This is a genomic window from Ralstonia sp. UBA689 (genome assembly GCF_002298975.1).
In the GTDB taxonomy this organism is placed as follows: domain Bacteria; phylum Pseudomonadota; class Gammaproteobacteria; order Burkholderiales; family Burkholderiaceae; genus Ralstonia.
Window position 1 is genome coordinate 202,985 of sequence record NZ_DBMV01000041.1, and the last position, 13,236, is coordinate 216,220.

Annotated in this window: 12 protein-coding genes; 5 read left to right on the top strand and 7 right to left on the bottom strand. The window is 67.8% G+C overall.

From position 1 onward, the window contains the following. The first annotated feature begins 669 nt into the window (after positions 1 to 669). Positions 670 to 2,649 (top strand): NRPS-independent rhizoferrin synthetase, encoded by a 1,980-nt coding sequence (locus tag B4F51_RS20315; RefSeq protein WP_296228484.1) that lies wholly within the window; start codon positions 670 to 672, stop codon positions 2,647 to 2,649. Then, positions 2,646 to 3,890, top strand: coding sequence for a rhizoferrin export MFS transporter (locus B4F51_RS20320; RefSeq protein WP_296228485.1), 1,245 nt, complete (start codon positions 2,646 to 2,648; stop codon positions 3,888 to 3,890). The genes B4F51_RS20315 and B4F51_RS20320 overlap by 4 nt, the downstream gene beginning before the upstream one ends. On the opposite strand, the gene B4F51_RS20325 is transcribed toward B4F51_RS20320, so the two are convergent. The 5 genes from B4F51_RS20325 to B4F51_RS20345 all read right to left on the bottom strand — a co-directional run bounded on the left by B4F51_RS20325 (position 3,878) and on the right by B4F51_RS20345 (position 8,800). Further along, positions 3,878 to 5,068, bottom strand: coding sequence for a VanZ family protein (locus B4F51_RS20325; RefSeq protein ID WP_296228486.1), 1,191 nt, complete (start codon positions 5,066 to 5,068; stop codon positions 3,878 to 3,880). The two genes, B4F51_RS20320 and B4F51_RS20325, sit on opposite strands and share 13 nt — an antisense overlap. Before the next feature lie 89 nt (positions 5,069 to 5,157). Continuing rightward, positions 5,158 to 5,820 (bottom strand): ABC-type transport auxiliary lipoprotein family protein, encoded by a 663-nt coding sequence (locus B4F51_RS20330; RefSeq protein WP_296228487.1) that lies wholly within the window; start codon positions 5,818 to 5,820, stop codon positions 5,158 to 5,160. 9 nt (positions 5,821 to 5,829) lie between these two features. Continuing rightward, positions 5,830 to 6,798 carry an MlaD family protein gene (locus B4F51_RS20335; RefSeq protein ID WP_296228488.1) on the bottom strand — a complete coding sequence of 323 codons (969 nt, stop codon included), beginning with the start codon at positions 6,796 to 6,798 and terminating at the stop codon, positions 5,830 to 5,832. Then, the gene (locus tag B4F51_RS20340) at positions 6,798 to 7,679 is read right to left on the bottom strand and encodes an ABC transporter ATP-binding protein (protein WP_296228489.1); all 882 of its coding nucleotides are present in this window, start codon (positions 7,677 to 7,679) and stop codon (positions 6,798 to 6,800) included. The genes B4F51_RS20335 and B4F51_RS20340 overlap by 1 nt, the downstream gene beginning before the upstream one ends. After that, complete coding sequence (locus B4F51_RS20345; RefSeq protein WP_296228490.1) at positions 7,676 to 8,800, bottom strand: MlaE family ABC transporter permease; 1,125 nt, start codon at positions 8,798 to 8,800, stop codon at positions 7,676 to 7,678. The genes B4F51_RS20340 and B4F51_RS20345 overlap by 4 nt, the downstream gene beginning before the upstream one ends. A gap of 186 nt (positions 8,801 to 8,986) precedes the next feature. On the opposite strand from B4F51_RS20345, the gene B4F51_RS20350 reads away from it, so the two are divergent. From B4F51_RS20350 to B4F51_RS20360, 3 genes are all read left to right on the top strand, one after another. Further along, positions 8,987 to 9,868, top strand: a complete 882-nt coding sequence (locus tag B4F51_RS20350) for a biotin--[acetyl-CoA-carboxylase] ligase (protein ID WP_296228491.1) — start codon at positions 8,987 to 8,989, stop codon at positions 9,866 to 9,868. Beyond that, positions 9,865 to 10,740, top strand: a complete 876-nt coding sequence (locus B4F51_RS20355) for a type III pantothenate kinase (protein WP_296228492.1) — start codon at positions 9,865 to 9,867, stop codon at positions 10,738 to 10,740. The genes B4F51_RS20350 and B4F51_RS20355 overlap by 4 nt, the downstream gene beginning before the upstream one ends. 94 nt (positions 10,741 to 10,834) lie before the next feature. Next, positions 10,835 to 11,632: an SPOR domain-containing protein gene (locus tag B4F51_RS20360; protein WP_296228493.1), complete on the top strand. Its 798-nt coding sequence runs from the start codon at positions 10,835 to 10,837 to the stop codon at positions 11,630 to 11,632. Positions 11,633 to 11,636: 4 nt separating this feature from the next. On the opposite strand, the gene rfaE2 is transcribed toward B4F51_RS20360, so the two are convergent. Continuing rightward, positions 11,637 to 12,134: a D-glycero-beta-D-manno-heptose 1-phosphate adenylyltransferase gene (gene rfaE2, locus B4F51_RS20365; RefSeq protein WP_296228494.1), complete on the bottom strand. Its 498-nt coding sequence runs from the start codon at positions 12,132 to 12,134 to the stop codon at positions 11,637 to 11,639. 89 nt (positions 12,135 to 12,223) lie between these two features. After that, a complete protein-coding gene (locus B4F51_RS20370) occupies positions 12,224 to 13,084 on the bottom strand; it encodes a ferritin-like domain-containing protein (protein ID WP_296228495.1) in 861 nt (286 codons plus the stop codon). Positions 13,085 to 13,236: the final 152 nt, after the last annotated feature.

Genomic DNA, 13,236 nt, shown 5'->3' on the forward strand with positions numbered 1-13,236 from the left:
CAACGTCGGATGGCTTGGGGAGGGGGTCAATCGACGGTATGCATCACGGGTGGCGCCAGGCCGTCGCGCGAAGTGACGACAGCCTGCGTGGAAGACGGGGATGGCGGCAATGACGGGGGAGGTGAAAGCGCGGAGGCCGGCGTCCGCACCACGGCGGGCACGTGCGGATCGGCCGCATCGCAGCCAGCCAGCACAAAGGCAAGCGCCGCCGCAATCAGGCATACAGCGCGGAAAGGCAATCGACTGATAACGCGGCTCGCAGACACGAATGACCTCCTGGTGACACCGGCGACCCGTCTGTGCGACACGTGCCCGTCACTAATCAGGCGCTAAGGTAGAAAGAAATCGTGTCGGTTCCGTGAAGACGGCGCGCTCTGCGTCGGCTCGTTCGGCCATAGGCCGTTCTCGCCTTGATGGAATTGTGTTGCGGATGCGAATAATTCTCACCTACACTGAGACGCAGCAAACCGCGCCTCTGCGCGCAGGCCGGTGCGGCTGACCCTGCCTCACGCCGTCTTAGAAAAAGATCCCGTCCCTTTGCAGCGCTCCTCCTTGCCAGGAGCGCTGCATCGTCCGCCTGCCTCTCAAGCGGCCCCTACACCAGACCCCCTGTGCTGCAGGGCCGAGCTACCGCTCGCCTGCATACGCTCGTGTCCCGTAGGAGCCATCGTGCAACGTCAAGCTGATCCCGCTGCTCAAACATCCATCGCACCCATTGCCGTCGCGGCCGGCAACCTATCTTTTGAATCGATTCCCGCCTTGCGCGAAGCCGGCGTGCATGCCGCGCACTGGTCTGCGGCGCAGCAACTGGCACGCCGCCGCGTGCTGTCGCGCCTGCTGCAAGCGTTGTTTCGTGAAGCGCTGCTCAACCCCTATCAGTTGATCGCCGACACGCGCCCGGACATGACGCTGCTGCCGATCTGGCAACAGCGCGTGCTGCTGCGCTTCACCGGCCTGCACCCCGGCGCGCTGGGCAACTGGACCCTGGCCGGCGACGTGACCGTCCTCGCGCACGACCGGCTGCCGATGCTCGTCGAGCGGCCTTCCGCCCTGCTTCATTGGCTCACGCCGATCCTGGAGACCGGTGATGACAACAGCGCGCACCGCCTGACGGCCATCGCACGACTATCGGCGGAGCTCGACAACAGCCAGGACAACGACACGCTGTGCCAAGCCTATCGGCTCGCCTGGGGCGAGCGCCTTGCCGCCGAGCACGGCGCAACCGCACCGCAGGACGCGCTGGCCCTGCTGGTCGGCGACGGCACGCCGCAAGCCCTGGCACGCACCGAGCAGTGGGGCACCGGCGGCCACCCGTGGCACCCGGCCTACAAGACGCGGCTGGGGCTGGCGCCCGATCAGGTGATTGCGCTGTCGCCGGAATTCGAGGCGCAGGTGCCGATCGGCCTGGTGGCCGTGGCCGCGCATCGCCTGCAGGTGAGCACGATGGAGGGCACACAGCCGTATGCGGCGTGGTTTGCCGCGACCTTCCCCGAAGCCATGACGGCCTTCCGCAAGGCCCTGCTGGTGCGCCGGCTCGCCCCCGAAGGCTGGCTGCCGCTGCCTGTCCACCCGTGGCAGCGCGACACGACTCTCAACGAGACCTTCGCCGCCGAGTTTGCCGCTGGTGAGCTGATCACCCTGCCCGACATCACCATTGCCACACGGCCGACCATGTCGTTCCGCACCGTGGCCGCCACCACCGCCCCCGGCGGCCCAATGCTCAAGCTGCCCGTGAGCATGCGGCTGACCAGCGTGGAGCGCACCGTATCGCCCAAGTCCGCCGTGATGGGGCCACGCGTGAGCGCGCTGCTCGAACGCATCCTCGCGGCCGACGCTGCGCTGTCAGCCGTGCTGTCCATCGTGCCGGAGCGCCACGGCATCCACCTGGCCGGCACCAGCGACGAGCGCGCCCGCCATCTGTCGATGATCGTGCGGGACAACCCGACCACACGCGTTGCCCGCAGCCAACGTCTGCTGCCCGTCGGCGCTCTGTTCACGCCAGATTTCACGACCGACATGACGCAGCCAGCTGCGCCCACGCTGCTCGACACGGTGCTCTCGCGCCAGACCGCCGGCACACGCTCCGAACGCGCTGCACGCTTCTTCGACGCCTACCTGCACGTGGCGATTCCGGCCATCGTCGGGCTGTACCTGCGCTACGGCATTGCGCTGGAGGCGCATCAGCAGAACACCTTTGTCGTCATCGATGCGGCCGGCATGCCGGTGCGGCTGGTGGTGCGCGACTTTGGCGACGTGAAGATCGCGCTGCCGGCGCTGCAGGCACAAGGCTTGACCATCGAGCCGTTCCGCGCCGGGCACACCACGTACCCGGATCGGGATATCCCGCGCAAAAAGCTGATCCACGCGTTCCTGCTGTGCCATATCGGCGAACTCGCGCTCGCACTGTTCCCGGAAGGTGGCGAAACATCGGGCCTGCGCCAGTGGCGCGACGCCATGCACACCGTGTTCAAACAGCATCAAGCTGCGCTGGATGCCGGTGCATGGGTGCACGAGCGTCACGCCTTGCTGGAAGCACCATGGACCTTCAAGACCTTCGTGCGCATGCGCCTGCGCGATCAGTCCGACGACATGCACGCCACGCTGCCCAACCCGCTGGCCGCTGCCGGGATGCCGGGAGTGCCGGCATGAGCCCACCGAATCCGCCCGATGCCTGGCGCGGGGCCATCCGGTGGCTGCTCGTCATCCAGGCCCTGTCGATGGGCGCGATGGAAATGACCGGCCCGTTCTGGCCGCTGTTCCTGCGCGAACTCACGCCCCTGCCGCACGTGCCGTTCGCGTGGGTGGCGAGCGCGGCGTACTTTGCTCCGATGGCCGCGACGCTGCTGACGGCGCCATGGTGGGGGCGCCTGTCCGACCGAGTGGGCGCCAAGCCGATGATCCTGCGAGCGCTGATCGCGCTGGCGGCGTCGCAACTGTGGTCGGTCTACGCCGACTCGGCGGCGAGCGTGCTGCTGGCGCGCACCGTGCAGGGCGGGCTGGCCGGCTTCCTGGCGGCCGCGCAGGTCTACGCCATGCGCGTGGCCCCGGCCGGCGCACGCCGACGCGTCTTCGCCGATCTGCAGACCGTCACCGCGTGCGGCAGCTTCATGGCCCCACCGGTGGGCGCATGGCTGGTCGGCTGGATGGGGTTCCGGCTGGCCAACACGGCAGGCGCGATCGTCATCCTCGCGTGCATTCCGCTGGCGATGCTGCGCCTGCCGTCGGTCAAGCCTGCCCCACGCCGCGCTTCAGGCACGGCGGCCGATGCATCCACCACGGCCGCCGTGCCGCTGGGCGGCCTCGTCGTTGGCCTGCTGCTCGGCACGGTGGCCGTGCAGGCCGCGCGCATCATGCCGCAGGGTTTCCTGGCACCGTACATCACCGAGACGCTGCACGGCTCGGTGATGCTGGCTGGCCTCGCCTACAGCGCCACGGCGGCAACGCTGGCGCTGTCGGCACGCTGGTGGGCCAGGCGCTTCGCGGGGCTGCCGGTGCACCGCACGCTGGGTCATGTCTGTCTGCTGACCGCCGTATGCGGCGCGACGGCGCTGTGGCAAGGCTACGCGCAGGGCGAGATCGGCTTCATTGCGGCGCGCCTGGCCTGGGGGCTGTGTCTTGGCGGCCTGCTGCCGGTGCTCAACAGTCTGGTCGCCGAGGCCAGCCCGGAAGACCGCCAGGGCTTCGCCCTGGGGCTGTGCAGCAGTGCGGCCAAGGGTGGCGCGCTCATCGGCCTGGGTGTGGCGGCGTTGTCGACGGGACTCTTCGGTTGGCGGGCGGGCTTTGTCGCGATGGCAGCCGTATACGGCGCGGCGCTGGTGGCGCTGCTGGTGGTGCGGCACGTGACCTCACCGGGGGCAGCGCCGCACACGGCAGAGGCTCAGCGAGTCTGACGGCCGGAACGCCGCTGCAGTTGCGCCTGCTCGGCCCGCCAGACCAGATACCCGAGCCCCAGGAAAGGCCACAACCAGCCGATCCAGCGCGACAGGCTGTTGAAATGGACGAAGCGCCCAAGCCGCCAGGCCTGTGCCGACACCCACGAATACGGGCTCGGCGGCAACACGTTGGAGAGAATAATCAGCGCAATCAGCAGCGTCATCGCCAGCGCGCCGCGCAGCCAGGACGGCAGGCGCACCAGCAGCACCAGCACAAGCGAGCCGACGATCAGCCCAAAGCGGGCACCGGACGAGAGCCAATCCCACGCGCCGCCCAAGGGAAACTGCAGCAGCGTCGCCCCTGCCTTCACCAGCAGCGCCCCCACCAGCAGCGCAGCCAGCAGGCGCAGCACCGGCGCACCACGGCGCATGGCGACAGTCGCCAGCAGCCCCGTGCCGATCCAGCTGCAGGCGGTGATGAGTGCTTCCAGCAACTCCTGGCGCTGCAGCGCTTCCGGGTGCGCCTGCAAGCGGTCGTGCCAGTCGAACAGCTCCGGAAACCAGTTGTTGATGACGCCCGTCAGGAACGCATCCGGCGACGGATCGAGCAGGATGCTGCGGATCACACCGCCCATGCTGAAGAGAAACTCCTGCGGAAAGATCTGCGCAAACGGCCAGAGCAGCAGCAACAGGATCGGAAAGGTGGCATGCGGCTCGAACCAGCGCCGGCGCAGCCGGCGCAGCCCGCCCCGGTCGATCAGCCGCGCGGAGAACGGCGCCATAAGGATGCCGCCCAGCAACGCACCCAGTGTGTTGGTCGCAAAGTCCACGTTTGACGACACGCGCGTCGGCAGGTAGGTCTGAATCGCCTCCATGGCCCCAGAGAGCAGCAGCCCGCCCAGCAGTGCAATCAACACCGCCCGCCAGCCGGTGATGCGTGGATGCAGCGCCAGCACCGTCAGCATGCCCAGGGGCGCATAACCCCACAGGTTGGTGGCCATGTCGAATGCCGTGTTGTAGCGCGGCAGCGGCGCGGTCAGGTAGGCGAACGGCGACACGCCCGTGTCCGTCCAGCCCGAGAACGGATACAGGCTCGCATAGATCACCAGCAAAACGAACCACGCCAGCCCGGCGCGCGCGAGCGGCGAGTGGCGATGCGGGGTGGGGGTAGCGGGTTGCGAGTGGAGATCCGGCACTGGCGGGAGCTGCTGTCAGGCTTGGGGCGATGGCCCATGATACCGTCCGACGCCGCCGGCGGCCGGTGGTTCCATCATCCGGTAGATGATCAGCGCTGGCGTGTGGGCACCGGCGACGCTGCCGCAGCGGAACGCGCCTCCAGCGGCAATCCGGCTACCCAGTCGAGCACCTCGCCGATGGCGCGATCCGAGGCCTGCGTGAGCGCAGCCACGCCGCCCGCCGCGTCTGCGCTGGGTGCGGGCGCATCGGCCTGCACCACGCGCTGGTCGATCACGCCACGCGACTGAAAGACCGTCGCCCGCAGGCGTACGACCCCTCGGCTCGCATCCGGCCGGTCGAATACCTGCGAGAACTCGACCAGCTCGACGCGCAGCGTCGGCCCATCGGGTGTGGCATAGGCAACTACCCGGCCGCGCGCGGCGGCCGCATTGCGCAGGCGCGCATCGAACAGGTTCACGGGCGATTCCACCCAGCGGCTGTTGGCATACAGGTCAGTACGCTGGCCCTGCGCATAGGCGAGGCGATAGTAGATGCCATTGCCGTCCATCCAGCCGGGGCCGGCCACCTCGGCCACGCGCAGCGCGGTCGGCAGGCGGGCGCCGTCGGTGGCAACAGGGGCAACAGGAGCAACGCCGAAATCGTAGAGTGCGCTCGGCGCGACCGGCGCGCTGGAGCAAGCGGCACAAGCGACGAGCGCCGCCAGGGCGGACAACGTAAGCGCGCGTCGAAACACGGCGGACAACATCGGCATGGCGTCTCCTCAAGGCTGGGCCGAAGCCCGTGCGGCGGGTGCAGTGAACCCCGTCTCGCCGGGGCCTGGGGTGCCGGGCGCGGGACCGAACAGCACGCTTTGCGGCCGCGAGTTGAAATCGGTCACGGCGTGATCGAAGCCGCGCACGGCCTGGCGGGCCTCGCGCGCAAAGCCGTTGAGCTGCGGCAGCGTCTCGTAGGTCAGCACGTTGGCGGCCGACTGCATCGATCGGGTCGCAACGGCAAGGTCGGAGCCCGCGCCCGAGATCGTCGTCATAAGCGGCCCCTTGGGGTCGGACAGCGACTGCGACAGCTTGCGTGTGGCAACCAGCGTGGCATCCAGGTTGTCGGCAATCTGCGGCAACCTGCTCACGGTGGGCTCGGCCTGTTGGGCGAGCGCGTTGTAGCGGTCCATGGTCTTCTGGAACGATTGCACCGCGCCGGTCAGCGCCTGGCGATGCTCATCGTCGAAGATGATGGACAGCGAGGTCAGCGTCTGGTCGAGCTTGGACAGCATCTGGTCACCGCGCTTGTCGAGCTCGTCCAGGAAGCCCGCCTCCATGCGGATGTGCGCCGGCTGCTTGGCCGACGTTTCCAGACGCGTCGGGTTGGGTGTGCGCTTGCTGTTGTCGAACCCACGGTCGTCGAGCTGCACGTAGGCGAGGCCCGTCACGCCCTGGTAGGCCAGCCGACCGTAAGTGGTGGTGGTGATGGGCGCATCCTTGTCGACCAGCACGCGCACGATGATCTGCCCAGGCACCTTCTCGTCAAAACGGATGCTGTCGACCTTGCCAACGTCCAGGCCACGGTATTTCACAGCCGCCTGGGGGTTCAGCCCGTTGACGGTCGAGCGAGTGACCACGTCGTACGGTACGCGCACGGTCTGGTCGCGGTTGAACCACATCACCGCCAGCCCGACGAAGATCGCCAGACCGATCGTGAACAGCCCGGCCAGGAATGCGTGGGCTTTGTTTTCCATCAATCCTCCTGCACGGCAAGCGTGGCGGCGGCCACGGCTTCCGTCATTTGCGGCCCCAGCGCCATCAGAGCCCGCTGACCCCGCTCACCCAGAAAGTATTCCTTGATGAACGGATGGTCGATCTGAATGATCTGTTCGATCGGCTTGGCGGCCACCACCCTGTGGTCGGCCAGCACGGCAATGCGATCGGACAGCGCTACCAGCGTATCGAGGTCGTGCGTCACCATCACCACGGTCAGGCCCAGTTCCTGGCGCAGCTCGCGGATCAGCGCGACGTAGTCGTCGGAAGCGCGCGGATCCAGGCCGGCGGTCGGCTCATCCAGGAACACGAGTTCCGGTTCCAGCGACAGTGCCCGCGCCAGCGCCACGCGCTTGATCATGCCGCCGGACAGGTCGGCCGGCATCTTGTCGGCGTCGGTGGATTTGAGCCCCACCATCTGCAGCTTGAGCATCGCCACGCGCGTGATGAACGCATCGGGCAGCGTGCGTAGCTCGCGCATGGGCAGCGCGACATTGTCGATCACCGACAGCGCCGAGAACAACGCGCCATGCTGGAACTGCATGCCCCAACGGTTGCGCATCGACTGCAGCTCGTTGCCGACCTGGCAGGTCAGCTCCTCGCCAAAGATACGGATGGTGCCCGAGGTGGGCTTCTCCAGCCCGACCACCTGGCGCAGCAGCGTGGTCTTGCCGCTGCCCGAGCCGCCCACGATGGACAGCACCTCGCCGCGAAACACGTCCAGGTCGACGTTGTCGAGCACGGTCACATCGCCATAGCGCTTGGTGAGGGCACGTATCTCGATCACGCGCTCGCGCGCGGGCATGGCCGACGCCGCGGGCCCCTGCGCATGCTCGACGTGCGGGTGGCGTGGCCGTGTCATATCCCGACGTCCTTGAAGAGAATGGCGAACACCGCGTCGGCCAGGATCACGATGGTGATCGACACCACCACCGAGGTGGTCGTGCCCTCGCCCAGGCTCTGCGTGTTCGGCTGGATGCGCAGGCCGAAGTGGCACGCCACCAACGCGATCAGCATGCCGAACACCACGCCCTTGCCGATGCCGAGCCACAGGTTGGCCACCGGCACCGCATCGGGCAGCGAGGTGATGAAATAGGTCGGGCTGATGTCGAGCTGGAACTTGGCGGCCAGGATGCCGCCAGCCAGCGCCAGCAAGTCCGTCCATGCCACCAGCAGCGGCATGGCGATCGCCAGCGCAATCACCTTGGGCAAGATCAGCCGGAAGCCGTGCGAGATGCCCATCACGCGCATCGCGTCGAGCTCTTCGGTCACGCGCATCACCCCGATCTGCGCGGTGATGGCCGAGCCCGAGCGCCCCGCTACCAAGATGGCTGCCAGCACCGGCCCCAGCTCGCGGATGATGGCCATGCCCAGGATGTTGACGATGAAGATGCTGGCCCCGAACACACGCAACTGATTGGCCGACAGGTAACTCAGCACGATGCCAATGAGGAACCCCACCAGCGCCGTGATGCCCAGTGCCTTGTAGCCGGTGCTGTAGATATTGGCGGAGATCTCGCGCCACGGCCCCCGATGCGGCGCCCGCAGGAACCGCGCGAAATCGAACATCAACTGGCCGACCATGGCGATGCCGTCCCCGGCGTGGTCGAAGAAATCGAGCATGCCCCCACCCAGGATCGCCACCGGGTTGATGCGCGGGGCCAGACGCTTCTTCCAGCCGCCCGGGTCGAGCTTGGCGACGCGGTCGATCATGCGGCGCTGGTCGGGGCGGGCGTCGAGGTGTTCGGGCCACTGGTTGCCCCAGGTGCGCCACAAGAGCTGCGCGCCAAAGTGATCGATGCGGCCGACCTCGGTCAGGCACCAGGCGTTGGCGTTGTCCAGTGCGTCGCGAATCTGCGCCCGCGCACCGCGCACGCCTGCCCGCTCGGCCAGGGCGAGCGTCGTCCAGTCGCCGGAGAGAAAGGCGACAGACCGTCCATCGACAAGGCGAACCTCGATCTGGGGCGTGCGGCAGGTGATCAAGCAGGTCTCCGTGTGCAGCGTGATTGCAGCGTGATGCCGGATATCGGTCGAATTGTAGCCAACACGCCGCCCGACACAGTCACACTGTGGGGCGAATGCGCCGCTTGCAGCAAGCGGCAGGCCCGGTTTGGAGGCCTCGCTCGTACAATGCGCCCATTCTTTGCGCGAATCCGATCGTCCCTTTTCATGTTTCTTGCCGAACCTTCCGCGCGCTGGCGCCTTACGCGCGAACGCATCCATCCCTGCGGCCCGGCGGCCGGCTGGCCAGTTGAGGTGGTCGAAGCCACCGGCTCCACCAACGCCGACCTGATGGCCGCCGTGCGCGACGCCACTTGGCCCGCCAATGCCGCCGGCCCAGCAAGCGCAGGCTCCGCGCCGCTGCTGGCCGCCCGCGTTCTGGCAGCCCAACGCCAGACCGCGGGGCGCGGCCGCCAAGGCCGCCCGTGGGACGGCGACCACGGCCTGACCTTCTCCGTCGCCTGCGCCTTTGCCGCTGAGCCGGCCCAACTCGGTGGCCTGAGCCTGGCCATCGGGGTGGCCGTGGCCGATGCCGTGGCAGGCTACGCCGAGGCCCATGGCGGCAGCGCGCAGGCGCTCGCGCTCAAGTGGCCCAACGATGTGCAGATCGCCGGACGCAAGCTGGCCGGCATCTTGGTCGAGACGGTGCGCGCGGCGCCTGGGCAGACCTGGGCTGTCATCGGCATCGGCCTGAACCTGGAGCGCCCGCACGTACTGGAGAGATCATTGGGCCGCGCGCTGTCGGGCATGCAAGAACTGGTGGACGCTCCGGAGCCGAATGCCGTGTTCTCGGCGCTGCTCACGTCGCTGGGCGAACACCTGCAGCGCTTCGGCGCGCAGGGGCTGGCGCCGTTTGTCGCGCCGTTTGCCGCGCGCGATGCCTTTGCCGGCGAACGCGTGCGCCTCTGGCAGGACGGTGCCGTGGTGCTCGAAGGCGTGGCGCACGGCATCGATGCACAAGGCCGCCTGGCGATCGAATCAGGCGGACGTGTGCAGTGGATCCATAGCGGCGAGGTGTCGCTGCGCAGCGCGGACGCGGAGCAGCCATGACACGCCTGAAGGCCCCCGCGCGGCCGCTGTTGCTGATCGACGCCGGCAACACGCGCATCAAGTGGGCGTGGATCGCCAGTGGCGCCGACGCTCTGCCTGCGCAGCCGGAAGAACCCGGCAGCACGCCTTGGCGGCACGCCGGCGCCCGCTCGCATGATCAACTGGCCGAACTGGTGGAAGACTGGCGCGATTGCCACGCGGCAGGCGTCACTCCGCCCGAGGTGTGGATCAGTGCGGTGGCCGGGCCGGCGTTGCGCGACGCGCTCACTGCGCGCATCGCCCGCGTGTTCGACGGCGCGCGCGTGCGCATCGCCGCATCGGAAGCTGCCGCCGCGGGCCTGCCTCATGAACTGCGAAATGGCTACCGCGACCCCACGCAGCTCGGCACCGACCGCTGGGTCGGCGCGGTGGGTGCACGCAACGCGTGGCCTGACACCGCCTTGCTGCTGGTGACGGCGGGCACCGCCACCACGCTCGACATCGTCACGCCCGACGGCCTGTTTGCCGGCGGCCTGATCCTGCCCGGCCTCACGCTGATGATGCGCGCGCTCTCGCGCAACACGGCGCAGTTGCCCGAGGTGGACATCGGCACCCTGGTCACGCGCGAAGCGGTCGCACCGCCGTGGGCCGACAACACGCAGGACGCCATCGCGCTGGGCTGCGTCACCGCCCAGGCGGGTGCCGTTGCGCAGACATGGCATGCACTGCAGGCCCAGTATTCCGGCCCGGCGCGCTGCGTGCTGAGCGGCGGCGCGCGCGCTGCGCTGGCGCCGCATCTGCGCATGCCGTTCCAGATGCACGATAATCTCGTGCTGCTTGGCCTGCAGGTGCTGGCGCGTGCGAGCCGGGAAGGCACGACGTCGCTGGCATGAGAGGCCAGCCCGCCGTTCCTGTTCTACCGCTGTTGTTGCCGTCGCAGTGTTCCTGCATTCCGAGTCACCGTCCGAATCCACCTCCGTCCGCACCATGACGCTTCGCCTCGCCCTGCTGCTCCTGCTGCTCGTCAACGGCGTCCTGCTGGCGGCCAACACCGGCGTGTTCGGGCCGGACGTCCCCTCGGCCTGGTTCGAGAGCGAGCGCGAACCGGAGCGCATGCGCCGCCAGATCCGTACGGAAGCCATCCGCATTCTTGAGCCCGCGCCGGCCTCTGGAGCGGCAGCGCCCAACGGCATGCCGGCTTCGGCACCTGCCGCCGCCGGGGCCTCGGCTGACACCAAGGCCACCATCGAGCGCACCGCGCTCTCCACCGCCAGCACACCCGACAGTGCAGGCAGTTGCATCGAACTCGGCGGCCTGACCGATGCGCAGGCCACGCGCGGCCTCGATCAGCTCAAGCAGTTGGCCGGCGTGCAGGTCGAACGCATCTCACGCCCGGAAGACAATCGTTGGTGGGTCCATATGCCCGCGCGTGACACGCGTGAAGACGCCGAGCGCAAGGTGGCCGAGCTCAAGCGCCGCAACGTGGGCGATTCGGCCATCGTGCAGGAAGGGAATTCGTTCGTGGTATCGCTGGGCCTGTTCCGCGACAAGGAGCGCGCGCAGCAGCGCCTGGACGACGTGCGCGCCAAGGACGTGCGCACCGCCGTGCTGACGGAAACACACCGCAACGGCTCGCGCACATGGCTGCGCATCACAACCGCTGGGGCCCCCGCCGATGCGGCATCGAGCGTGGCGGCTCAGTTGGCCACGCTCAAGAAGAATCTCGGCGGCGACGAGATGCGCGCCTGCGCCACCCCCGCCGCTGCGGTCACGGCGTCGCGCTGAACGCTCAGGAAGTTTCGCGCACGCGTTTGAGCAGTGCCGTCGTCGAGCGGTCGTGCTCGAACGGAATCGCCAGCGCGGTGCCGCCCCACCCGCGCACCACGCGTGTTTCTTCCAGTGCATCGATGTCGTAATCGCCGCCCTTGACGTAGATGTCGGGGCGCACGCGCTGGATCAGCTCGACCGGCGTGCGCTCGGCAAACAGCACCACCAGGCTGACCGACTCCAACGCAGCCAGCACGGCAAGTCGATCGTCCTGCGTGTTGAGGGGGCGGTCATCGCCCTTGCCCAGCATGCGCACGGACGCATCGGTGTTCACGCCCACCACCAACGACGCGCCAAGGGCGCGCGCCTGCGCCAGATACGTCGCATGACCACGGTGCAGGATGTCGAACACGCCGTTGGTGAAGACCACCGGCCGCGGCAAGGCACGCACGCGGGCCTCCACGTCGGCGGGGTCGCAGATCTTCTGTTCAAAGGTGGGCGCGGGCTGGCGGACGATCATGGTTTCAAGGGCGCGAAGACGGAAAACAAGAAGACGGAAAACAAAACGGCCCATCGAATCGATGGGCCGCTGATTGCCAGTGGCAAGGATCAGGCCGCTTGTTCGGCACCGGCCGAGCCGAGCAGACGTGCGTTCAGTTCCTTGCGGTAGCGGTTCAGGTCCTGCACGGTTTCGAAGGTGCGCTCGAACAGCAGACCCATGTTGTGCAGGATGCGCTCGATGACCTTCTTCTCCCAGCCGGCATCGAACTTGATCTGCTCGTCCAGCCAGTGCTCCAGCCAATCCGGGTTCGGCAGGCGCGACTGCACCGTGTCCTGCGGGAACAGCGCCTTGTTGACGTGCAGATTGGTCGGGTGCAGCGGCTTTTCCGTGCGGCGGGCCGAGGCCATCAGCACGCCGATCTTGGCGAACGCGCTGCGGGCATTGTCGCCAAACTGGCTCAGGTACTTCTTCATATAGCGCAGGTAGGCGCCGCCGTGGCGGGCTTCGTCCTGCGACAGGTGCTTGTAGATCGACTTGATGACCGGCTCGGTATGCCACTCGGAGGCACGGCGGTACCAGTGGTTCAGGCGGATCTCACCGCAGAAGTGCAGCATCAGCGTTTCCAGCGGCGGCGCCGGGTCGAATTCGAAGCGCACGTTGTGCAGCTCGTCCTCCGTCGGCACGAGGTCGGGACGGAAGCGGCGCAGGTATTCCATCAGCACCAGCGAGTGCTTCTGCTCTTCAAAGAACCACACGCTCATGAACGCCGAAAAATCGGAGTCGTGGCGATTGTCTCGCAGGAACATCTCGGTGGCCGGCAGGGCGGACCACTCGGTGATGGCGTTCATCTTGATGGTCTGCGCTTGCGCATCGGTCAGCAGCGATGCGTCGAACTGGTCCCACGGAATATCCTTCTCCATATTCCAGCGGACCGCTTCCAACGACTTGAACAATTCGGGATAGAGCATGGTAAGCCTTTGAATTTGCAGGCGGATTCTAGCAGACATGCTTGACTGGCCCCGGTTTTTCATGGCTACCGGAGCAAAGAACAGTGTCTGCCCGTTTCCTCATCACAACAGGCCTGCCGGTGTCACGCACGTCGCGTGACTTGGCGACCCCC

What these genes read in the sequence shown, in the direction of transcription:
- B4F51_RS20320 (WP_296228485.1), top strand. Translation starts at nt 2,646, where the DNA reads ATGAGCCCACCGAATCCGCCCGATGCCTGGCGCGGGGCCATCCGGTGG.
- B4F51_RS20330 (WP_296228487.1), bottom strand. Translation starts at nt 5,820, where the DNA reads ATGCCGATGTTGTCCGCCGTGTTTCGACGCGCGCTTACGTTGTCCGCC.
- B4F51_RS20335 (WP_296228488.1), bottom strand. Translation starts at nt 6,798, where the DNA reads ATGGAAAACAAAGCCCACGCATTCCTGGCCGGGCTGTTCACGATCGGT.
- B4F51_RS20340 (WP_296228489.1), bottom strand. Translation starts at nt 7,679, where the DNA reads ATGACACGGCCACGCCACCCGCACGTCGAGCATGCGCAGGGGCCCGCG.
- B4F51_RS20350 (WP_296228491.1), top strand. Translation starts at nt 8,987, where the DNA reads ATGTTTCTTGCCGAACCTTCCGCGCGCTGGCGCCTTACGCGCGAACGC.
- B4F51_RS20355 (WP_296228492.1), top strand. Translation starts at nt 9,865, where the DNA reads ATGACACGCCTGAAGGCCCCCGCGCGGCCGCTGTTGCTGATCGACGCC.
- B4F51_RS20360 (WP_296228493.1), top strand. Translation starts at nt 10,835, where the DNA reads ATGACGCTTCGCCTCGCCCTGCTGCTCCTGCTGCTCGTCAACGGCGTC.
- rfaE2 (WP_296228494.1), bottom strand. Translation starts at nt 12,134, where the DNA reads ATGATCGTCCGCCAGCCCGCGCCCACCTTTGAACAGAAGATCTGCGAC.
- B4F51_RS20370 (WP_296228495.1), bottom strand. Translation starts at nt 13,084, where the DNA reads ATGCTCTATCCCGAATTGTTCAAGTCGTTGGAAGCGGTCCGCTGGAAT.